The organism is Bradyrhizobium sp. Leo170 (genome assembly GCF_004296405.1).
In the GTDB taxonomy this organism is placed as follows: Bacteria; Pseudomonadota; Alphaproteobacteria; order Rhizobiales; family Xanthobacteraceae; genus Bradyrhizobium.
In genome coordinates this window covers 1-20,949 of the sequence record NZ_PSRR01000123.1, presented here as the reverse complement: position 1 = coordinate 20,949, position 20,949 = coordinate 1, and the positions used below count along the sequence as shown (strand labels likewise).

The window sequence follows — 20,949 nt, the reverse complement described above, 5'->3', positions numbered from 1 at the left end:
TCAGTCAGGTTTTGGCGAGAAAACCCTGGTTTCCCGCGCAACTTGCTCCGCCAGCCTCTAACTTGCGAAGCAAATCCTCACCCGGATGGTGTGGATTTAGCAAAACTGGAGCCACTTCGGTTTAACCCTTTGTCCAGCCCCGCTTCCCATAGTGGGAGCCCTGCTCAATCTCGCAATATCCCGGGTCCGGAACTGTGACATCCTTTGGACGTGTGATTTCGGTGCGCGGCTCGCAAGCCCGCGTCGGACTCCTGGCAACCAGCCAGATGCCATTTTCGGAAGTGCGCGCGACCGTCGGTCGCTTCGTCAGCATCCGGAGTGCGTCTTCCGTGATCGTCGCCATGATCACGGAGGTGAGTTGCGAGGACTTGCCGACGTCCGACAATTATATCGCAACCGCTTCCGTCGACCTGCTCGGCGAAATTCTCGGCGGCGACCGTCCCAAATTCCAGCGCGGCGTCACCAACTACCCGACCATCGGCGACACCGTCGACCTGATCAACGCAGAGGAGCTACGTACGATCTATGCGCCGAGCGGCTCCGACCAGATCAATGTCGGTACCCTGCAGCAGGATCGTTCGGTCACCGCGTATGTCGATATCGAGGAAATGTTGTCCAAGCACTTCGCCGTGCTCGGTTCGACCGGCGTCGGCAAGTCCACCGGCGTGTCGCTGCTGCTCAACGAGATCCTGAAGTCGCGGCCGAACCTGCGCATCTTCCTGCTCGACGTGCACAACGAATACGGTCGCTGCTTCGGTGAGCGCGCGCAGGTGCTCAACCCACGCAACCTGAAACTGCCGTTCTGGCTGTTCAACTTCGAAGAGATCGTCGACGTGCTGTTCGGCGGCCGCCCCGGCGTGCCGGAAGAACTCGACATCCTTGCCGAAGTCATCCCGATGGCGAAGGGTATCTACACCCAGTACCAGAACGCCGACCGCATCGGATTGAAGCGCATCGATCCCAAGCAGATCGGCTACACCGTCGACACGCCGGTGCCTTATCGTCTGGTCGACCTGATCGCGCTGATCGACGAGCGCATGGGCAAGCTTGAGAACCGCTCCTCGCGCATCATCTATCACAAGCTGATCTCGCGCATCGAGACCGTCCGCAACGATCCCCGCTACGCCTTCATGTTCGACAACGCCAATGTCGGCGGCGACACGATGGCGGAGGTCATCAGCCACCTGTTCCGCCTGCCCGCCAACGGCAAGCCGATGACGGTGATGCAGCTCGCCGGCTTCCCGGCCGAGGTCATCGATTCCGTCGTGAGCGTGCTCTGCCGGATGGCATTCGATTTCGGGCTGTGGAGCGACGGCGTCTCGCCGCTATTGTTCGTCTGCGAGGAGGCGCACCGCTACGCGTCCGCCGACCGCAATATCGGCTTCGGCCCGACCCGCAAGGCCGTATCCCGTATCGCCAAGGAAGGCCGCAAATACGGCGTCTATCTCGGCCTCGTCACCCAGCGCCCGGCCGAGCTGGATGCCACCATCATCTCCCAGTGCAACACGCTGTTCACGATGCGGCTCGCCAACGACCGCGACCAGGCGCTGTTGCGCTCGGCGGTTTCCGACGCCGCGGCCAACCTGCTGTCGTTCGTGCCCTCGCTCGGCACCCGAGAGGTGCTGGCGTTCGGCGAAGGCGTGGCGTTGCCGACGCGGCTGCGCTTCAAGGAGGTGCCGCCGCATCAGCTTCCGCGCAGCGAAGCCACCATCGCGACCGTGCCGTCGGTTGCCGCCGGCCACGACATGCATTTCGTCTCGGCCGTCCTGGAGCGCTGGCGCGGCGCGACCTCGCACCGCGACGTGCCCAACGACCCCGCGATCAGCGAGCGGCCCGCCGCGCGCGCCACGACGCTGGACGCGCCGATGCTGCAGCCCTCGATGGGGCTCGATCCGGACCGCTTCTCGCTCCTGAAGAAGCCATTGCGCTGAGAGTCCTGCGGCCGGGCGCTTGCGCTCGCGCCGTCATCGACTATGGTTCCGGCCAAGCTGCACTGCCTGGAGCCGGGACCTGCCATGACTGAGCCGATCGCAACACGCTTTCCTATGCCTCCTCTCGACAAATTGCCCGAGGATATCCGCGAACGTATCCTCGCAGTGCAGGAGAAATCCGGCTTCGTGCCGAACGTCTTCCTGGCGTTCGCCTATCGCCCAGACGAGTTTCGCGCCTTCTTTGCCTATCACGACGCGTTGATGGAGAAGGACAGCGGCCTCTCCAAGGCCGAGCGGGAAATGATCGTGGTGGCAACGAGCGCCGCCAACCAATGCCACTACTGCGTGATCGCGCATGGCGCGATCCTGCGCATCCGTGCCAAGGATCCGCTGATCGCGGATCAGATCGCCGTTAACTATCGCAAGGCCGACATCACGCCGCGCCAACGCGCCATGCTCGATTTCGCGATGAAGGTGAGCCGCGAGGCGAGCACGATCTCGGAAGCCGATTTCGGCGCGCTCAAAGCGCACGGGTTCAGCGATGACGACATCTGGGACATCGCGGCGATCGCCGCGTTCTTTGCGCTGTCGAACCGGATGGCCAACTTCACCGCGATGCGCCCGAACGACGAGTTCTACATGATGGGACGGCTGCCGAAATAGCCGGCCGCCGAGGTATGCCGCGTGCTTGAATGGAGCGACATCATCCTGCGCCTTGGCGTCGCCACGCTGGCGGGCGCCCTGATCGGCCTCAATCGCGATCTGCGCGGAAAGCCGATCGGCTTGAAGACGCTCGGCATCGTCGGACTGTCCACCGCCACGGTCGTCGTGGTCGCCGTGCAGTTCACCGAGGTCGGCAAGATCACCGATGCGACCAGCCGCGTGATCCAGGGCATCCTGACTGGCATCGGCTTTCTCGGCGCCGGCGTCATCGTCCGTGAGAGAGAACACTTCCGCGTCCGTGGATTGACGAGTGCCGCCTGCGCCTTTCTGGCCGCCTGTATCGGGATCGTCTCCGGAGCCGGAGCGTGGCGGATCGTCGCGACAGCCTTGGTGATCGCGCTCGTGCTCCTGACCGTCGGCCGCCGCACCGAGCGCTTGCTGCATCGCGCACTGGGCGGCAACGGCGATTCGGACGAGCACGGCACGCCACCGCAGCCGCCGACAGGCCGCTAGAGCTTCGATTCTGATTGAATCAGAACCGAAGCTCTAGATTCTTGTTCTGACGCGTTTTCTTCACGCGAACCGGCGTCCACTTCGCTCGAAAACGCTCTATTCATCCGACGCCGGACCGCACCAGCCCGGCAGGTAGATCGCGTCCTTGCTCTTCGCCGCGGCGAGCGCCTTCTCCATTGCCGTGTCGAAATCAGCTTCCACGAGCTTGCGCGCCACCTGGCGACGCAGGAAATCCGCCCACAGGAACTCACTGAATGGCGTGGTATCCTTGGCAAAACCGCCTGCACGGCGCAGTTCGCCGGCGAGGCTGCGGAACGGATCGTCCTTCAGGTCGACCACCGATTTCGGCAGATCGCGAAAATGCCTGCGATCACCCTTGGCGTCGTAGGGATAGACCCAGCGCTTGTTGTCCATCACGCCCCAGAACGCATCGCGCTGGACCATGGTGAGATCGCCGATCACGGTGACAAGCACATCCTTGACGCCCTCATCGTGCAGCGCGCGGGCGAGATGGTGATGGTCGACGACGTAGTGGCGCTCATCGGGCCCGAGCACCACCGGGATCATGTGCTGGCCCAGCATTTCGGCGCGCTTCTTCGCCGACTTGTGCTCGCGCCAACGCTGGCGCTTCTCCTTCACCTCCCTCATGCCGACCGTCATCTGAGTCGGGCGCAGGGACATGATCGTAACCGGCTTGAGAATCGGCTCACGCGTATTTGCCATGGTTCAACTCCCTATTGCTGCCGACGGAAACCATCGAGGGCCGGTTCCACTATGGCACGGCGCCACCAGGGATTGAATTCCTCGATCTTCCGTCTCGACGAGCTGTGAACGGAGGATCCCCCACGTCGCGCGAGGGTGCATCGCACACATCGCCGCGATGCCTTGCGCCCATCGCCCCACCATCAGTTCCATGAAGTGCCGCGGGGTCACGTTGCGAGAACGCGCACCAATATTTTACGTGAGAGGCGCGCACGGCGTGCTAAACAGGATCACAACTTCTGCGGACGGACGGCAGTGAAAACCCAGCGGCCTATCAGCTCGGACGGCGAGCACGTGGTGCTCAAATTCCGACCGCGCACCTCCGACCATCCGCCCGCCCGCCACGAGCAACCGCTTGAGGCGGGAAAGCCCGGGCAAGTCGCCCAGGACCTCTCCCGTTACGAGCGCCCGCGCGAGCAGCCCGATGACTTCCGCCAGCGCATGCTGGCCAATATCGCGGCCTTCGCTTTCACGGTGGCGCTAACCGCAATCGGCATCTGGTTGGCCGTGAGCATCGCCGACCTGCGCAAAACTCAGGATTGCGTCCTGATGGGCCGGCGTGACTGCGCACGGATTTCAGTGATGCCGAGGGGCTAGCGCTGGAACCGCAGCGGTATCTGCTGCCTAGCAAAGCGGCTCCACAGACAAGGCCAAGCTCCATTGAACTCGCGGCCCCGCTCCGATATACGGGCACTCGAGTCCGCCCGGGGGAACAGGGCATTTCGGGACAACGCCGCCCGCCACCTCCCGACCGTCCCGGAATTTACCGCCAATATATCAAAGGCTTAGTGATGTCTTCCACATTCGAGCAGATCGCCAACATTATCGCCGAGACTTGCGATATCCCGCGCGACACGATCAAGCCGGAAAGCCATGCCATCGACGATCTGGGGATCGACAGCCTCGACTTCCTCGACATCGCCTTTGCGATCGACAAGGCGTTCGGGATCAAGATGCCACTCGAGAAGTGGACCCAGGAAGTCAACGACGGCAAGGCCACGACCGAGCAGTACTTCGTGCTGAAGAACCTCGCTGACCGCATCGACGAACTGGTCGCGGCCAAGAACGCAGGCACGGGCACGGCGTCGGGCTCGTAACCGAGCGCCCCATGCAGCTCGAATATTTCACGCTCATCGATCGCATCGTCGACCTCAACATCGGCGACAAGACGATCGTGGTGGAGGCTGACGTTCCGCAGACCAGCACGATCTTCGAAGGCCATTTCCCGGGCTATCCGATCATGCCTGGCGTGCTCCTGACGGAAGCGATGGCGCAGTCGTCCGGCTGGCTGCTGCTCGGCCTGATGAAGTTCGAACGGATGCCCTTTCTCGCGATGATCAAGGAAGCCAAGATGCGCGGCTTCGTCAACCCGGGCGAGGTGCTGACGATCGAGGCCAAGGTCGAGCATGAAGGTTCGGGCTTTGCGGTGACGTCGGCCAAGGTTCGGGTAGGCAAGGAATTGAAATGCAGCGCCGATCTGACGTTCCGCCACATCCCCTTCCCCCATCCCGATCTGCGCGTGCACATGGACGCGATGGCCAAGAAGATCGGCTTTCCGCAGCGGGCACTGACGCATGACTGAGCGGAAGGAAGTCTGGATCACCGGCATTGGCGTCCTGTCGTCGCTCGGCGAAGGACCGGACGCGCATTGGGATGCGCTCAACGCCAAGCGCATCAACATCGACGACAAGCGGTTCGCGCCCTACATCGTCCATCCGCTCGCCCCCGTCAGCTTCGACGCGCAGATCCCGAAGAAGGGCGACCAGCGCCAGATGGAAGCCTGGCAGCGCATCGGCACCTATGCCGCGGGGCTGGCGCTGGATTCGGCCGGCGTCAAAGGCAATCAGGAAATCCTGTCCCGCATGGACATGATCGTCGCGGCTGGCGGCGGCGAGCGCGACCTCGCGGTCGATACGGCGATCCTGAACGCCGACGCGCGCGGCAACTTCAGCCCCGGCTTCCTCAACGAGCGCCTGATGAGCGAACTGCGTCCGACGCTGTTCCTGGCGCAGCTCTCCAACCTGCTCGCCGGCAATATCGCAATCGTTCATGGCGTCCGCGGCACCTCGCGCACTTTCATGGGTGAGGAAGCCTCCAGCATCGACGCGGCGCGGATTGCGCTGGCGCGCATCGAGGCCGGCCAGAGCGACATTGCGCTGGTTGGCGGCGCCTACAATGGCGAACGCCTCGACCTGCTCGTCCTGTTTGAATTCGGCGACTTCAACCTGACCGGCGAGTTCGCGCCGGTCTGGGCCCGCGAGAACAACAGCGGATTCGCGCTTGGCTCCGCCGGCGCGTTCCTGGTGCTGGAATCCCGTGAGCACGCCGAGGCGCGCGGCGCCAAGCCTTATGCCAAGCTCTCCAAGGTGGTCGCCGACCTCGCGCAGCGCAAGCAGCCGGGCGCGGTGACGAAGTCGCTGGAGGCGTTGTGGTCGAAACTCGGCGTCGGCGACGATGTCGGCGTGGTCGTCACCGGCGCCACCGGCGCCGAGCCCGTCACGTCGGAAGAGCGCGCGTTCCTGCGCCAGCACCAGGGCCTTGCCGTGCGCGCCACCGGAACGATGTTCGGCCACACCGTGGAGGCCCAATTCCCGCTCGGCGTTGCCCTGGCGGCGCTCTCGGTCTCACGCGGCGCGCTGTTTCCGCCGAACGATCCGACCGGGTTCGAGGTTGAAAAGTCGGATCCGCCGACCCAGATTGTAGTGATGGGAACCGGTCACTGGCAGGGCGAAGGGATGGCCCTGGTTGAGGCCGTCAAGTAGGGCGCATTCGCGCAGCATCGACGGGGGAAGCATGGCGACACCACGCGATAAATTTGGCAGGCCGATCGTTGTCGTGACCGGCATGGGCATCGTCACGTCGCTCGGCGGCGGCAAGACGGACAATTGGGCCAAGCTCGTTGCCGGCGAATCGGGCATCAAGACGGTCACCCGTTTTCCGATCGATGGACTGAGGACCACGATGGCCGGAACGGTGGATTTCGTCACCGTCGATCCCTTCACCTCGACTCTTCTTTCCGAGCGCATCGCCGAAATCGCCACCGAAGAGGCGCTGGCGCAATCCGGTATTGGCAGCAAGGGTGACTTTCCAGGTCCCCTGTTCCTCGCAGTCGCGCCGGTCGAGACCGAATGGCCGCAACGGCTCGAACTCGGGCGCACGATCGACAAGAAGGAGTTCGACTACTACGACATGTTGCGCGCGAGCGGCGGCGGCAGATTCGCCCCCTATCATGATCGCTTCATGTTCGGTTCGGTCGCAAAACACCTCGCCGAAAATTTTGGTACCAAGGGCTCGCCGATCTCGCTGTCGACCGCCTGCGCCTCCGGCGCGACCGCGATCCAGCTCGGCGTGGAGGCAATCCGTCGCGGCGAGGCGGATGCGGCCCTGTGCGTTGCGACCGACGGCTCGGTGAATCCGGAAGCCGTGGTCCGCTTCTCCCTGCTCTCGGCGCTGTCGACGCAGAACGATCCGCCGCAGGGAGCGTCAAAGCCGTTCTCCAAGAACCGCGATGGCTTCGTGATGGCCGAAGGCGCCGGCGCGCTGGTGCTGGAGAGCTATGAGGCCGCCACCGCGCGCGGCGCGACGATCCTGGGCGTCGTCGCCGGCTGCGGCGAACTGACCGATTCGTTCCACCGCACCCGCTCGAGCCCGGACGGCAAGCCGATCATCGGCTGCATGCGCAAGACGCTGGCTGACGCCGGGATGGAGCCGGAACAGATCGACCACATCAACGCGCACGGGACAGCGACGCCCGAGAACGACAAGATGGAATATCTGACGACCTCGGCGGTGTTCGGCGAGCAGATCTCGAAGATTCCGGTGTCGTCGAACAAGTCGATGGTCGGCCACACGATCTCCGCGGCCGGTGCGGTCGAGGCGGTGTTCTCGCTGCTCACGCTCGAGCATCAGCGGATTCCGCCGACCATCAATTATGACGTGCCTGATCCGACCATTCATTTCGACGTGGTCGGCAACAAGGCGCGCGACGCCCGCGTCACTGCCGTGATGTCCAACTCGTTCGGCTTTGGCGGGCAGAACGCCTCATTGATCCTGACACGCGAGCCGGCCTAGAGCATGATCCGAGGAACTGGTCTCCGGTTTTCTGAAGAGATCATGCTCAACCAAACGCCGCGCCGCTTGTCGCGATGAACCGCCTGCAGCTCCTTCGCGCCCGCGCGCGCCTTCGCGACGCCGTCAAGCCCGTGGGCGACGCGGCGGTGGGCGCGCTGACGATCGCGCTGTTGCGTACCACGCGCTGCTTCGATCCGTTCAAGACCGCCGATTTCTTCGGGCGCGCCGCGCATTTCATCGGTCGCAGGCTGCGTGAGGACCGGATCGGTCGCGAGAATCTGAAGGCCGCGTTTCCGGAAAAATCGCCTGAGGAGATCGAGAAGATCCTGGCCGGCGTCTGGGACAATCTCGGCCGCATCGGCGCCGAGTTCGCCCATCTCGACCATATCTGGGACTACGACCGCGACCATCCCGAAAACAGCCGCATCGAATTGCCGCCGCGAACCATCGAGCTGTTCGACCAGATCAGGGACGACGGCAAGCCGGCGCTGATCTTTGCCGCGCATCTCGGCAATTGGGAATTGCCGGCGCTGGCGGCTGTCGCGCACGGGCTCGACACCGCGATCCTGTTCCGACGGCCGAACAGCGAAGCCGCGGACCGCGCGATCGAGAATATCCGCGCGATCAAGATGGGCACGCTGATCCCCGCCGGCCGCGACGCGCCGCTCCGGCTTGCACAGGCGCTGCAAGACAACAAGCACGTCGCCATGCTGGTCGACCAATATCTGACCAACGGCGTCGAGGTCACCTTCTTCGGCCGCAAGACCAAGGCCAACCCGACGCTGGCGCGGCTCCGGCGTCAGGTCGAATGCCCGATCCACGGCGCCCGCATCATCCGCCTGCCCAATAACCGCTTCCGCGGCGAACTGTCAGAGGAAGTGAAGCCCGTGTTCAATGCGTCCGGAGAGATCGATATCCAGGGCACGATGCAGGCCGTCACCAACGTGATCGAAGGCTGGGTGCGCGAATATCCGGACCAGTGGCTCTGGCTGCACCGCCGCTGGCGGTGAGCTGAAGCCTATACCGCCCCGTCATTGCGAGGAGCGTAGCGACGAAGCAATCCATGCCTCCACTTGTGGCGCTATGGATTGCTTCGCTGCGCTCGCAATGACGGAGAGCGTCGCGACAGCGAGCCTCACTTCCCCGTCTTCACCCTCGTCCACAGCCGGTTGATGATCCGCTGGGTTGCGGGGTCGCGCGCGGTGATGACGAACAGCTTCTTCTGCGTCGCCTCATCCGGATAGATGTTCTTGTCGTCGAGGATCTTGGGATCGATCAGCTTCTGGCTGGCCAGGTTGCCGTTGGCGTAGGACAGGAAGTTCGAGTTCTTCGCCGCGACGTCCGGCCGGTAGAGGTAGTTGATCAGCTCATGGGCCTCGGCGACGTTCTTGGCGTCGGCGGGAATCGCGAGATTATCGAAGAACATCTGCGCGCCCTCCTTCGGGATGGTGTAGCCGATTTCGACGCCGTTCTTGGCTTCGACCGCGCGGCTGCGCGCCTGCATGATGTCGCCCGACCAGCCCACCACGAAGCAAATCTCGCCGGAGGCGAGCGCGCTCAGATATTCCGAAGAATGAAACTTGCGAACATAAGGCCTGACCTTGCTGACGAGGTCAGCGGCCTTTTCGAGATCGGCCTGCTTGGTGGAGTTCGGATCGATGCCGAGATAGTTCAAGGCCGCCGGCAGGATGTCGTCGGCGGAGTCCAGCATATGGATGCCGCAATCCCTGAACTTCGCGAGATTCTCCGGCTTGAAGACCATGTCCCAGCTATCGATCCTGGCATCGGGGCCGAGAATCTTCTGCGCCATCTGGATGTTGTAGCCGATGCCGGTGGTGCCCCACATGTAATTGGCGGCGTAGTTGTTGCCGGGATCGTAGGTCGCGAGCTCGCTCGTCACCACCGGCCAGGCATTGGCGAGGTTCGGCAGTTTCGACTTGTCGAGCTTGAGGAAGACCTTTGCGGTGATCTGGCGCTGCAGGAAATAACCAGTCGGGACCACCACGTCGTAGCCCGACTTGCCCGCGAGCAGCCGCGTTTCCAGCGTCTCGTTGGCGTCGAAGGTGTCGTAAGTTACCCTGATGCCGGTCTCCTTGGTGAAGTCCTCCAGCACCCCCGGCGCCATATAGTTCGACCAATTGTAGAAATTGACCGTGCGCTCCTCGGCGCGGGCGGATGAGGAGACGAGCAGAGCCGCGGCCAGCAAGGCCGCGAAACGAATGGGATGACGGCCCTGCTCGTGCATCTCTCTACCTCTTTCGACGGTGCACCGCGTCCGACAGACGCTCGAGCGCAGTGTCGAGGGTTGCATCCTGCTTTGCAAAGCAAAAACGCACAACCGAGGTTACCGGATCCTTTTCGTAGAAGGCCGAGACGGGGATCGCGGCCACCTTGTAGTCGGTCACGATGCGCCGGCAGAACGCCTCGTCGGTCTCATTCAGACCGAGCGGCGACAGGTCGACGGTGAGGAAATAGGTGCCTTGCGATTTCAGGACGGGAAAGCCGAGGCTCTCGAGCCCTTTTGTCAGCCTATCCCTGCTCCGCGCCAGATCCTTGCGCATGTCGTGAAAATACGCATCCGCCTTGCCGAGCCCGTAGGCCACCGCCGCCTGCAGGTTGGGCGCCGTGGTGAAGGTGAGGAACTGATGCACCTTGGCGGCAACCCGCAGAAGCGGCGGCGCGGCGCAGACGAAGCCGATCTTCCAGCCGGTGAGCGAAAAGATCTTGCCGGCGCTGCCGACCTTGATGGTGCGGTCCCGCATGCCCGGCAGCGTGATCAGCGGGATGTGCTCGCGGCCATCGAAGATCACGTGCTCCCAGACCTCGTCGCAGATCGCGACCACGTCGAATTCCTGGCAGAACCGCGCCAGCAGTTCGAGGTCTTCGCGCGGATAGACCACGGCGGACGGATTGAGCGGATTGTTGAACAGCACCGCCTTGGTCTTGTGGTTGAAGACGCTCCGCAGCATCTCCTCGTTCAGCCGCCAGTGCGGCGGCTCCAGCCGCAGCAGGCGCGGAATGCCTCCGGCCTGACGGATGATCGGCAGATAGGAATCGTACACCGACTGGAAGACGACCACTTCGTCGCCCGGCTCGACCACGGCCAGGATCGATGATGTCAGCGCTTCGGTGCCGCCCGAGGTCACCATGACTTCCGTCATGGGGTCGAGGTTGAGTCCGTGCCAGCGGCCGTAATGGGTCGCGATCGCCTGCCTGAGCTCGGGGATACCCATCATCGACGGGTACTGGTTGTAGCCGTTGACGGAAGCATCCGCGGCCGCGCGGCGGATGTCCTCCGGACCGGGATCGTCCGGAAAACCCTGGCCGAGATTGATGGCGTTGTTGTCGCGCGCGAGCTGCGACATCGCTTCGAAAATGGTGACGGGAAGGTCCGCGAAGACCTTGTTCATGGAAGTCATGGAAAGGTCAGCCGCCCGTCTTGGTCGGCAATCCCGCAGCCTTCCAGCCCAGCATGCCGCCTGCCAGATGCTTGTCGTAGGACAGCCCCGCCGCCTGCGCCGCGAGCGATGCCGTCACCGAGCGCTTGCCCGAGCGGCAGGCGAACACGACCTCTTTGCCCTGCGGATCGGGAATCTCGTCCGGATCGAACGTCGACAGCGGCACCACGACGCTATCAGGATAGGCCTCAGCCGCGACCTCGTTGGGCTCGCGGACGTCGACCAGGAGATAGCGTCCATCCGCTATTCCCTTCGACACCTCCTGGGGCGTTAGATCATGCACCTTGTGGTCGGCCACGCGCGTTCTCCAGACAATTCATGGGCTCAGCCAGCCCCCTGTTTCGGGGGCAAAGTCGCCTCTTGCGCAGGGAAAATCAAGCACCGCGAACGGCTTAGGACCGCCAAAAAGCTAGATCGTCACCTGCGTTCCCACCTCGACGACGCGGCCGGTCGGGATCTGGAAATAATCGGTGGCGTCGTTGGAGGCGCGGCTGAGCGCGATGAACAGATGGTCCTGCCAGCGCGGCATGCCGGAATGCGCGGCGGGCTTGAGCGAGCGCCGCGACAGGAAGAACGAGGTCGACATAATGTCGAACTGCCAGCCGAGCTTACGGGCGATCGCCAGCGTCTTCGGCACGTTCGGCGATTCCATAAAGCCGAAGCGCAGCGTCACCTTGGAGAAGGTCGGGCTGATCTGCTCCATTCGCACCCGCTCGGACGGGTCGATCCGCGGCGTCGGCGCGGTCTCGATGGTGAGAATGACGTTCTTCTCATGCAACACTTTGTAGTGTTTTAGACTATGCATGAGCGCGGTCGGCGCACTGGCAGGATCGCTGGTCAGGAACACCGCCGTGCCGGACACGCGCTGCGGCGGCCGCTTCTCCAGCATCGCGATGAGGTCGGCGAGCGGGAATTCCAGCTTGCGCGACTTCTCGAACAACAGCCGGCTGCCGCGCCGCCATGTGTACATCAGCAGCATCACGGCGCCGCCGAGCGCCAGCGGCACCCAACCGCCTTCCAGCACCTTCAGCAGGTTTGCCGTCAGGAAGGTGAGATCGAGAAACAGGAAGGGGGCGATCAATGCGGCGGCGGCGAGCGGCGACCATCGCCAGACCTTCCACACCACGACAAAGCCCATCATGCCCGTGACCACCATGGTGCCGGTCACCGAGATGCCATAGGCCGAGGCCAGCGCGCTGGAGGAGCGGAACATCACGACCAGCAACAACACCGCGATAAGCAGCATCCGGTTGATGCGGGGAATAAAGATCTGCCCCGAATGGGCTTCCGAGGTGTGGCGAATCTCGAAGCGCGGCAGCAGGCCGAGTTGGATCGCCTGGCGCGTCAGCGAATAGGCGCCGGTGATGACGGCCTGGCTTGCAATGACGGTCGCGATGGTGGCGAGCACAACCATCGGGATCAGCGCCCAATCCGGGAACATCAGGAAGAACGGATTCTCGATCGCCTTGGGGTCGACGATGACGAGCGCCGCCTGCCCCATATAATTCAGCACCAGCGCCGGCAGCACGATGAACAGCCAGGCGACCTGGATCGGCCGTTTGCCGAAGTGCCCGAGATCGGCATAGAGCGCTTCCGCGCCGGTGACGGCGAGAAACACCGCGCCGAGGGTGACGAACCCGATCACACCGTGATGGAGCATGAAGGAGACCGCGTAGAGCGGATTGAAGGCCAAAAGGACCTCAGGATGTCTGATGATCTGCGGCACGGCTGCGATCGCCAGCACAGCAAACCAGACACACATGATGGGTCCGAAAAACGCAGCAACCCGGGCGGTGCCGTGGGACTGCACGGCAAACAGCGCCACCAGGATCAACGCCGTGAGCGGCACGACATAATGTTCGAAGGTCGCGGTGACGAGCTTGATGCCCTCGATCGCCGACAGCACCGACAGCGCCGGCGTGATCACCGCGTCGCCGTAGAACAAGGCCCCGCTGATGATGCCGAGCATCACGACCGCGCCGGCGCCCTTGGTAACGGCGCGTTCGGCCAGCGCCATCAGCGCCAGCGTTCCGCCCTCGCCGTGGTTATCGGCGCGCAGCAGGATCACCACATATTTGAGCGTGACGACGATGATCAGCGCCCACAGGATCAGGGAGAGCACGCCGAGCACAGCCTGCGTCGTGGCAACGCCACTATGCTCGCTTGCCGCCACAACGGCTTCGCGAAGAGCGTAGAGCGGGCTGGTACCGATGTCTCCGTAGACGACGCCGATGCTGCCGAGCGTCAGCGCTCCGAACCCCGCCGTGGAATGCGCCTCTCCATGTCCACTGGCCGCGGGCGTTTCCGCCGCGGTGACCGCACTCTCGGACGACATGGGAGGGAGCCTCTATTGTTCACTGCACAATGAAACAGCGCGGCAGGGCTATATCCTCGCTCGAATGCATAGGTTAGGCGAGAAATGGGCTGCCGCCATGCATTTTACACATAGGTCGATCGTTTAACCAGCCGCAATCGTGCGCCGGTCAGATAGTTACCTGGGTGCCGACCTCAACCACGCGCCCCGTCGGAATCTGAAAATAGTCGGTGGCATCGTTGGCCGAGCGGCTCATGGCGATGAACAGGTGATCCTGCCACAACGGCATGCCCGACTGCGCCGCGGGTTTGAGAGACCGCCGCGACACGAAGAATGACGTCGCCATGATATCGAACTGCCAGCCGAGCTTGCGGGCGATCACCAGCGCCTTCGGGACGTTCGGCGATTCCATGAAGCCGAACCTGAGGCGCACCTTGGAGAACTTGTCGCTGACGCGTTCCATGTAGACGCGCTCGGAGACATCGACGCGCGGCGTCTGCGCCGTCTCGATGGTCAGGATGACATTGTGCTCGTGCAGGACCTTGTTGTGCTTGAGGTTGTGCAGCAGCGCGGTCGGCACGAAGCCGGGATCGCTGGTGAGGAACACCGCGGTGCCCTTGACGATATGCGGCGGCCGCTTCTCCAGGCTCTTGATCAGGTCGTCAAGCGGCACCTCGATGCGCCGGGTCTTGGCGATCAGGATGGCCGTCCCGCGCCGCCAGGTCCAGATCATGGCCGCCATGGCTGCGCCGAACAAAAGCGGCACCCAGGCGCCCTCGAACAGTTTGAGGAGATTGGCGCTCAGGAACGTCATGTCGACCACCACGAACGGCACGATCACCGCGGCCGCGGTCGCTGCGCGCCAGTTCCACAATTTCCAGATCACCACAAAGCCCATGATGCCGTCGGCGACCATGGTGGTGGAAACGGCGATGCCGTAGGCCGATGCCAGTCCGCTCGAGGTGTGGAACATCAACACCAGCAAGAGGACGCCGACCAGCAGCAGCCGGTTGACGCGCGGCAGGTAGATTTGCCCGGCATGGGACTCCGAGGTGTAGCGGACCTCGAAGCGCGGCAGCAGGCCGAGCTGCACCGCCTGGCGGACCAGCGAATAGGCGCCGGTGATGACGGCCTGGCTCGCGATCACAGTGGCGGCGGTCGCGAGCACCACCAGTGGCAGCAGCAGGAAGTCGGGAACCATCCGATAAAACGAATTCTCGATCGCGGATGGATCGGAGAGCACCAGCGCCCCCTGCCCGAAATAATTGAGCAGAAGCGACGGCAGCACGAAGAACAGCCAGCCGGACTGGATCGGCTTGCGGCCGAAATGGCCGAGATCGGCATAGAGCGCCTCGCCGCCGGTGACGGCCAGGAACACTGCGCCCAGCGTCACCAGCCCGATGGTGCCATGCGTGAGCAGGAACTGGAGCGCGTAATAGGGATTGATCGCCGCCAGCACCGACGGGTCATCCTTGATGTGGACCAGCCCCATCACGGCAAGCGTAGCGAACCAGACCACCATCACAGGCCCGAAGGCGGAAGCAACCCGCCCGGTGCCGATGCGCTGGACCGAGAACAGGACGACCAGGATGACGATCGTGACGGGCACCACGTAATGTTGAAGTGCGGGCGTCGCGAGCTTGAGGCCTTCGACCGCCGACAGCACGGAGATCGCCGGCGTGATCATGGAATCGCCGATGAACATCGAGGCGCCGACCACGCCGAGCGCCAGCAACAGCCAGCTTCTCCGCCCCAGCGCCCGCTGCCCCAGGGCCATCAGCGAGAGCGTGCCGCCCTCGCCGTTGTTGTCGGCGCGCAGGAGCAGCAGCACGTATTTCGAGGTGACGACAATGAAGAGCGCCCACAGGATCAGCGACAGCACGCCGAGGACGATGATTCGGGATACCGGCTGCCCATGCGTCGCACCGGCGACTGCCTCGCGGAACGCATAGAGCGGCGAGGTACCGATATCGCCGAACACCACGCCGATACTCCCCAGCGTCAAGGCCCAGAAGTTGGACGTAACCGGCCCCTCTTGGACCTCGCTGGATGAGACGCTGACAGCCATGGCGGGGGGAACGCCCAATCTGCTAGTTTGATCCGGCGCGGCTATCCACGCTTCCGCGTTCCCTGTCAACGGTTGCGGCGGCCGCGACAAGCGCGTAACGGTCCCCGGCTGGACAGGCGGCAGATAGTAAATTCGGCAGATTACGGCTTCAAGCCGGGCGGCAGCGGCGGGTCCTCACGCATCAAGGTGATGGTGACGCGACGGTTTGCCGCGAGCGAAGGATCGTCCGGAAACAACGGCTGGCTGTCCGCCTTGCCCGAGACGGCGAAGATGTGCGAGGGGGGCAGCCCCTCGCGCTCGAGGATCTGGCGCACCGCATTGGCACGGTCCGCCGACAGGTCGAACGCACCGTATTCGCTGCGCGCCGGCACGAAACCGGCGGCGGTGTGGCCGACGATGGATACGCGCAGCGGCGTTGCCTTGAGCGGCCCGGCAAGCTTCTGGATCAGCCGCCGCGTGCGGTCGTAAGGTACCTTGGAGCCGTCGGCGAACATCGAGCGGCCGTCCTGGTCGATGATCTCGAGGTTGAGGCCCTCCTTGGTTTCCTCGAACATGATGTGCTTGGACATTTCGGTCAATTCCGGCATGTCCTGCAGCGCCTGCCGGAGCGAAGCGGACGCGAGCGCGAAGGCGCGGTCGGTGTGCAGCTTGGCGCCGTTCTCCTGATTGCGCTCCTTCTCGTCGGGCGTCGGCCTGTCCGAGGTCTCCTCCGGCGAGATATGCTCGACGTTCTTCAACTTCGGCCGCGTCGGCAGGCCGTCGGATTCGATGATGCCGGAATAGCGCACATTGGTCTGCGAGCCGAAGGCGTCGCGCATCGAACCTGCGACGATCTTCAGCTTGTTGTTGTCCATGCTGGAGAAGGCGACGAGCATCACGAAGAAGCTCATCATCAGCCCCATCAAGTCGGCGAAGGTCACGAACCAGCCGTGCCCTCCGGTATGTGCATCGCCGCGCTTTTTCTTGGCCATCGCGTGAAGCTCCGGATCGCTGCCAGGCCGAAGGTCAGGCCGGCACCGGCTCGCCCTCTCCTTCGCGGTGCTTTTCCGGCAGATAGGCGAGCAGCATTTCGCGAACCAGCGCCGGGCTCTTCGAATCGCGAATCATCAGGATGCCGTCGATGATCAGGGTGCGGTTGGTCTCCTCGTCCAGCAGCTTGCCGTGCAGCTTGTCGGCGATCGGCAGGCAGAACAGGTTCGCAACCAGCGCGCCGTAGAGCGTGGCCAGCAGCGCTGTCGCCATGAACGGACCGAGCTTTGAGGGATCAGTCATGTTGGCGAACATCTGCACCATGCCGATCAAGGTGCCGATCATGCCGAAGGCCGGCGCGCAGTCGCCGATCGCGCGGTAGATCTTGCTGCCCTCGTCGAGATGCATCAGGAAATTGTCGCGGTCGCGCTCGAGATTGTCGCGGATGAATTCGAGGTCGTAGCCGTCGGCGACGTAGCGGATTCCCTTAGCCAGGAAGGGCTCGTTGGTCTCGACCTTTTCAAGGCCGACCGGCCCCTGCTTGCGGGCGATCTCGGCGATCCGGGCCAGTTCGTCGACCAGATCGCGCGCCGACAGCCGGCTCACGGTGAAGGCGAATTTGGCGCCCAGCGGCAGGCCATGCAGGATCGCGCCCAATGGAAAGCGGATCATCGTGGCCGCGACCGATCCGCCGAAAATGATGATCATCGCATGTTCGGAAATGAACATGTGCAGGTCGCCGCCCATGAGCATCATCACTGAAATGACGATAATGCCCGCCAAGAGCCCGGCGCCCGTCATAATATCCATGGGAAACTCCAACGCGTACGCAATACACCGCCTGTCCTGGACGGTGCACGACCCACTCCCGGACCGCGCCGGAAAACCCTACGTGGGCGCCATTAAAGACCCGTAAAGGTTAAGCCGAAGAGGAACCCGTAAAATCCCGAGTTGGACGCGTGGAGTTAGGCGCGGCGCCGGTCTCAATGTTTCGCTAACCATAATCGCCGGCGCAGCTCAGTGACCGGCATCGAGCCCCGTGAGTTCGAGACTGAGCGCGCGCAGCCGTCTCCGCGCCGATGCGTCATAGGCTTGCGGATTGGCCCTGGCCTCGTTCATGCCGTTGAAGAACAGCCCGCTCTCGTCGGCGACATCGTCGCCCGACACCAGATGCAGGATCGCTTCGCCGCCCTGCTCAACAGTGGAGATTGGCGTAACGCCGCCGGCGCGCACCATCGTGGTGTTCATGTAGGTCGCCGGGTGCAGCGAGTTCGCGGTGACGCCCGAGCCTTTCAGCTCTTGCGCGAGATCGATCGTGAACATGATCTGCGCAAGCTTGCTCTGGGCGTAAGCTCGCGAGCCGCTGTAGTTCTTCGTGATCATGACGTCGTCGAAGTCAATCGGATGCTGGCCGAGCGAGGCGACATTGACGATCCGCGACGGCGCGCTCGCTTTCAACAGCGGCAGCAAGAGACGCGCGAGCAGGAAACCCGCGAGGTAGTTCACGGCAAAGCGCAGCTCGTAGCCGTCCCTGCTGGTCTGCCGCGCCGGCCCCTCGCTCTGCGTACCGATCCCGGCATTGCTGACGAAGACGTCGAGCCGCGTGTGGTTTCCGAGCACGGCCTCCGCAAGTTTTCGCGTCTCGGCAAGCGAGGACAGGTCGGCCTGGAAAAAAATAGGCTCGTGGCCCCCTGCCCGCCTGATCTCTTCGATCAGCGATGCCCCGCGCGCTTTGTCGCGTCCATGGACCAGCACGCTGGCGCCGCCGATGGCGAGCCTCTTCGCAACATAGCGGCCGACGCCGTCGGTTGAGCCGGTGATGAACACGGTCTTGTCGCGCATTTCCATCGCGCACCTCCCGTCCCTGCCTCGTGGGTTCCACATCGCGGTCGAGCGACAACTACACCCGTCTGCGGCGCTGCGCCACGGGTCAGAAACCTCCCGCACGCAAGAGTGTTTTGCTATTGGTTGCCGCCGATAGCTGGGCGTCAGCAGATGCCGCGCGGCTGCTATTGGGCGTTCGTTCATTCAGGGGAACAGATGTTGGCCTCCAGTTCAAACTGGATCATGCGAAATACTCCGGCGCTGGAGCCTTTCGGGCTGTTCGCGCTGTTCGGCGTCCTGACCGTGTTCCCTGCCATCCTGATGATCCGCGTGCTCGAACCTGAGCTCGTGCTGCCCGCATTTAGCATCCTGCTGTTCGCGGAGGCGGCAGTGGCCGCCATCTTGGCGCGCCTGATCAAGGCTCAGGAAAACTCAGGGAAAGTCACGTGGTGGGACTTTGCCGGTGCATTCACCTTCATGGGGTGTGCAGCGGCAATCTTTGGCGAACCGGACCAGGCGGCGCTGTTCTTCGAGGAAGAAGCCGTCGCGCGTGCGAATTCGCGACAGTAACTATACTAGAGCGTACCAGGCCGGGCCCCTCTGGCAGCCGACAGGCTGCGATGTCGGACTGGAGTTAAGTTGGAGTGGCCCTGCTTTGATCTGCGGCATTGATCGCGGGACATATCGGTGAATCCCTCACCGATATGCATCGCCATCAAGCCGGCATCTAATCCGGGGTCACTCTCCAGACCAGAAGGGGAGCATGACCCGTGTCCGAATTTCTTGGCTTTGAATTCCTATCCGCGCTGTTGCAGGTTGTTCTGATCGACCTGGTGCTCGCCGGCGACAATGCCGTCGTTATCGGCCTGGCCGCAGCCGGCCTGCCCGAAAAGCAACGCAGCAAGGCGATCCTGATCGGCATCCTCGCGGCGACCGTGCTGCGCATCCTGTTTGCCGTCGTGGCGACGCAGATCATGCAGATCGTCGGCCTCCTGCTGGCCGGCGGAATCCTGCTGTTGTGGGTGTGCTGGAAAATGTGGCGCGAACTGCGTGCTGCCGCGAAGGACGAAGCCGACGCAGAGCTCGGTGGCGCGTCCGCAGACGGGGCACCCCGGAAGACGCTCTTCCAGGCCACGACGCAGATCATCGTTGCCGACGTCTCGATGTCGCTCGACAACGTCCTGGCTGTCGCGGGAGCTGCCCGCGAGCACCCGAGCGTGCTGATCTTCGGCCTGATCCTCTCCATCGCATTGATGGGCGCAGCCGCGACCTTCATCGCGCGGCTGCTGCAGAAGCATCGCTGGATCGCCTATGTCGGCCTGGCCGTCATCCTCTATGTCGCCATCGACATGGTCATTCGCGGCGCCCACGACGTCGCCAAAGTCGCGCCGATATGACGAAGCCCTGGCCGATCTGACGAAGCCCTAGTGGATCTCGGCCGAGCGCTTCAGTGCTTCCTTCAGCTTCTCGAGCGAGAAGTCCGGGCTGCGTGCGATGTCGAGGATCGGCGTCTCGCGACGCGCGCAGAGTTCGGCCGCATCCGGCAGCTTGGCGGCGACATCGATCGGGATCACGATCGCGCCGTGGCTGTCGGCATGGATAAGATCGTCGGAGCGCACGGTCATGCCGGCAACCCGCACCTCGCCGCCGAAGCTCTCGGCATGCACCCAGGCATGCGACGGGCCGATCGATCCTGCGAGCGCCTGGAAGCCCGGCGCCCATTGCGGGATGTCGCGGATCGAGCCGTCGGTGATCACGCCGAGACAGCCGAGCGCCTTATGCACGTTGCTCTGCACCTCGCCCCAGAACGCGCCATAGCCGACATCGGCGCCATCGATATCCTGGATCACGGCGATGCGCGGACCAAAGCCGGTGCCGACATATTCGTAATATTCGATGCGGCGTTTGGCCTGCTCGGCTGCCGGCAGACCGGATTGAAGGACGGAACGGATCGTGACCGTGCGGGCATAGCCGACGATCGGCGGCAGGTCCGGAAACGGGCAGACCAGCGGCTTCGTGGTGTAGCCGATCAACCGCCGTTCCGGGGCGACGATCTCCATCGCGTTGCAGATCGTCGGCGTGTCATAGCGCGCCAAGGCTTCGAGCACGGACGCGGACAGCGGGGCGGCGACGGCTTTGTTCACGGCGTTTCTCCTGGTAAATGGACGCTTCTTGGCGAGACGATCTTGGCCCATGCCTATAGCCGAGATCGGCCGTGAACCCAACCAAGCTTCCGCTCATGGCTGATATTTGGGAGGTAGGAGTTTCGGTATCGAACCCTCATCCTTCCGCTATCGCCCCTCATCCTGAGGAGCGCGAAGCGCGTCTCGAAGGATGAGGCCACAGACGGGGCCTCATGGTTCGAGACGCGCTTCG

The 20,949-nt window shown here is 63.5% G+C and carries 21 protein-coding genes; 11 read left to right on the top strand and 10 right to left on the bottom strand.

Annotated elements, in window-relative coordinates; genetic code table 11:
- The first annotated feature begins 194 nt into the window (after window positions 1-194).
- From CWO89_RS20985 to CWO89_RS20975, 3 genes are all read left to right on the top strand, one after another.
- A complete protein-coding gene (locus CWO89_RS20985; protein ID WP_130580637.1) occupies window positions 195-1,931 on the top strand; it encodes an ATP-binding protein in 1,737 nt (578 codons plus the stop codon).
- Between the two features lie 84 nt (window positions 1,932-2,015).
- Window positions 2,016-2,594, top strand: a complete 579-nt coding sequence (locus tag CWO89_RS20980) for a peroxidase-related enzyme (protein WP_130580636.1) — start codon at window positions 2,016-2,018, stop codon at window positions 2,592-2,594.
- 21 nt (window positions 2,595-2,615) lie between these two features.
- A complete protein-coding gene (locus CWO89_RS20975) occupies window positions 2,616-3,107 on the top strand; it encodes an MgtC/SapB family protein (protein WP_130580635.1) in 492 nt (163 codons plus the stop codon).
- 96 nt (window positions 3,108-3,203) lie between these two features.
- Here the strand turns inward: CWO89_RS20975 and CWO89_RS20970 are convergent, their stop codons facing one another.
- Window positions 3,204-3,830: a ParB-like protein gene (locus CWO89_RS20970; protein WP_130580634.1), complete on the bottom strand. Its 627-nt coding sequence runs from the start codon at window positions 3,828-3,830 to the stop codon at window positions 3,204-3,206.
- Window positions 3,831-4,124: 294 nt separating this feature from the next.
- Between CWO89_RS20970 and CWO89_RS20965 the strand changes: the two genes are divergently transcribed.
- From CWO89_RS20965 to CWO89_RS20940, 6 genes are all read left to right on the top strand, one after another.
- Entirely contained in the window at window positions 4,125-4,466 is a 342-nt protein-coding gene (locus tag CWO89_RS20965) for a hypothetical protein (RefSeq protein ID WP_130580633.1), read from the top strand.
- A gap of 194 nt (window positions 4,467-4,660) precedes the next feature.
- Entirely contained in the window at window positions 4,661-4,966 is a 306-nt protein-coding gene (locus CWO89_RS20960) for an acyl carrier protein (protein ID WP_027583603.1), read from the top strand.
- Between the two features lie 11 nt (window positions 4,967-4,977).
- Window positions 4,978-5,451 (top strand): 3-hydroxyacyl-ACP dehydratase FabZ family protein, encoded by a 474-nt coding sequence (locus CWO89_RS20955; protein WP_130580632.1) that lies wholly within the window; start codon window positions 4,978-4,980, stop codon window positions 5,449-5,451.
- Window positions 5,444-6,631 (top strand): beta-ketoacyl-ACP synthase, encoded by a 1,188-nt coding sequence (locus CWO89_RS20950; RefSeq protein ID WP_130580631.1) that lies wholly within the window; start codon window positions 5,444-5,446, stop codon window positions 6,629-6,631. Before CWO89_RS20955 ends, CWO89_RS20950 begins: the two co-directional genes overlap by 8 nt.
- A gap of 31 nt (window positions 6,632-6,662) precedes the next feature.
- A complete protein-coding gene (locus CWO89_RS20945) occupies window positions 6,663-7,940 on the top strand; it encodes a beta-ketoacyl-ACP synthase (protein ID WP_130580630.1) in 1,278 nt (425 codons plus the stop codon).
- 74 nt (window positions 7,941-8,014) lie between these two features.
- Window positions 8,015-8,950, top strand: a complete 936-nt coding sequence (locus CWO89_RS20940; RefSeq protein ID WP_165421257.1) for a lipid A biosynthesis lauroyl acyltransferase — start codon at window positions 8,015-8,017, stop codon at window positions 8,948-8,950.
- 125 nt (window positions 8,951-9,075) lie between these two features.
- Here CWO89_RS20940 and CWO89_RS20935 read toward each other — a convergent pair whose 3' ends face one another.
- The 8 genes from CWO89_RS20935 to CWO89_RS20900 all read right to left on the bottom strand — a co-directional run bounded on the left by CWO89_RS20935 (window position 9,076) and on the right by CWO89_RS20900 (window position 18,597).
- Window positions 9,076-10,185, bottom strand: a complete 1,110-nt coding sequence (locus CWO89_RS20935; protein WP_130580629.1) for a polyamine ABC transporter substrate-binding protein — start codon at window positions 10,183-10,185, stop codon at window positions 9,076-9,078.
- Between the two features lie 4 nt (window positions 10,186-10,189).
- Complete coding sequence (locus tag CWO89_RS20930) at window positions 10,190-11,359, bottom strand: aminotransferase (protein ID WP_130580628.1); 1,170 nt, start codon at window positions 11,357-11,359, stop codon at window positions 10,190-10,192.
- Window positions 11,360-11,366: 7 nt separating this feature from the next.
- Entirely contained in the window at window positions 11,367-11,696 is a 330-nt protein-coding gene (locus CWO89_RS20925) for a rhodanese-like domain-containing protein (protein WP_130580627.1), read from the bottom strand.
- A gap of 111 nt (window positions 11,697-11,807) precedes the next feature.
- Entirely contained in the window at window positions 11,808-13,733 is a 1,926-nt protein-coding gene (locus CWO89_RS20920) for a potassium transporter Kup (protein ID WP_130580626.1), read from the bottom strand.
- 148 nt (window positions 13,734-13,881) lie between these two features.
- On the bottom strand, window positions 13,882-15,780 hold the full coding sequence (locus CWO89_RS20915) for a potassium transporter Kup (protein ID WP_130580625.1): 1,899 nt from the start codon (window positions 15,778-15,780) through the stop codon (window positions 13,882-13,884).
- A gap of 140 nt (window positions 15,781-15,920) precedes the next feature.
- Complete coding sequence (locus CWO89_RS20910; RefSeq protein ID WP_130580624.1) at window positions 15,921-16,751, bottom strand: OmpA/MotB family protein; 831 nt, start codon at window positions 16,749-16,751, stop codon at window positions 15,921-15,923.
- Between the two features lie 34 nt (window positions 16,752-16,785).
- A complete protein-coding gene (locus CWO89_RS20905) occupies window positions 16,786-17,559 on the bottom strand; it encodes a motility protein A (RefSeq protein ID WP_130580623.1) in 774 nt (257 codons plus the stop codon).
- A gap of 207 nt (window positions 17,560-17,766) precedes the next feature.
- Complete coding sequence (locus CWO89_RS20900) at window positions 17,767-18,597, bottom strand: SDR family NAD(P)-dependent oxidoreductase (RefSeq protein WP_165421256.1); 831 nt, start codon at window positions 18,595-18,597, stop codon at window positions 17,767-17,769.
- Window positions 18,598-18,789: 192 nt separating this feature from the next.
- Between CWO89_RS20900 and CWO89_RS20895 the strand changes: the two genes are divergently transcribed.
- Entirely contained in the window at window positions 18,790-19,143 is a 354-nt protein-coding gene (locus CWO89_RS20895; protein ID WP_245476419.1) for a hypothetical protein, read from the top strand.
- 200 nt (window positions 19,144-19,343) lie between these two features.
- Window positions 19,344-19,970: a TerC family protein gene (locus CWO89_RS20890; protein WP_130580621.1), complete on the top strand. Its 627-nt coding sequence runs from the start codon at window positions 19,344-19,346 to the stop codon at window positions 19,968-19,970.
- 27 nt (window positions 19,971-19,997) lie between these two features.
- On the opposite strand, the gene CWO89_RS20885 is transcribed toward CWO89_RS20890, so the two are convergent.
- The gene (locus tag CWO89_RS20885) at window positions 19,998-20,717 is read right to left on the bottom strand and encodes an RraA family protein (RefSeq protein ID WP_130580620.1); all 720 of its coding nucleotides are present in this window, start codon (window positions 20,715-20,717) and stop codon (window positions 19,998-20,000) included.
- Between the last annotated feature and the right edge of the window lie 232 nt (window positions 20,718-20,949).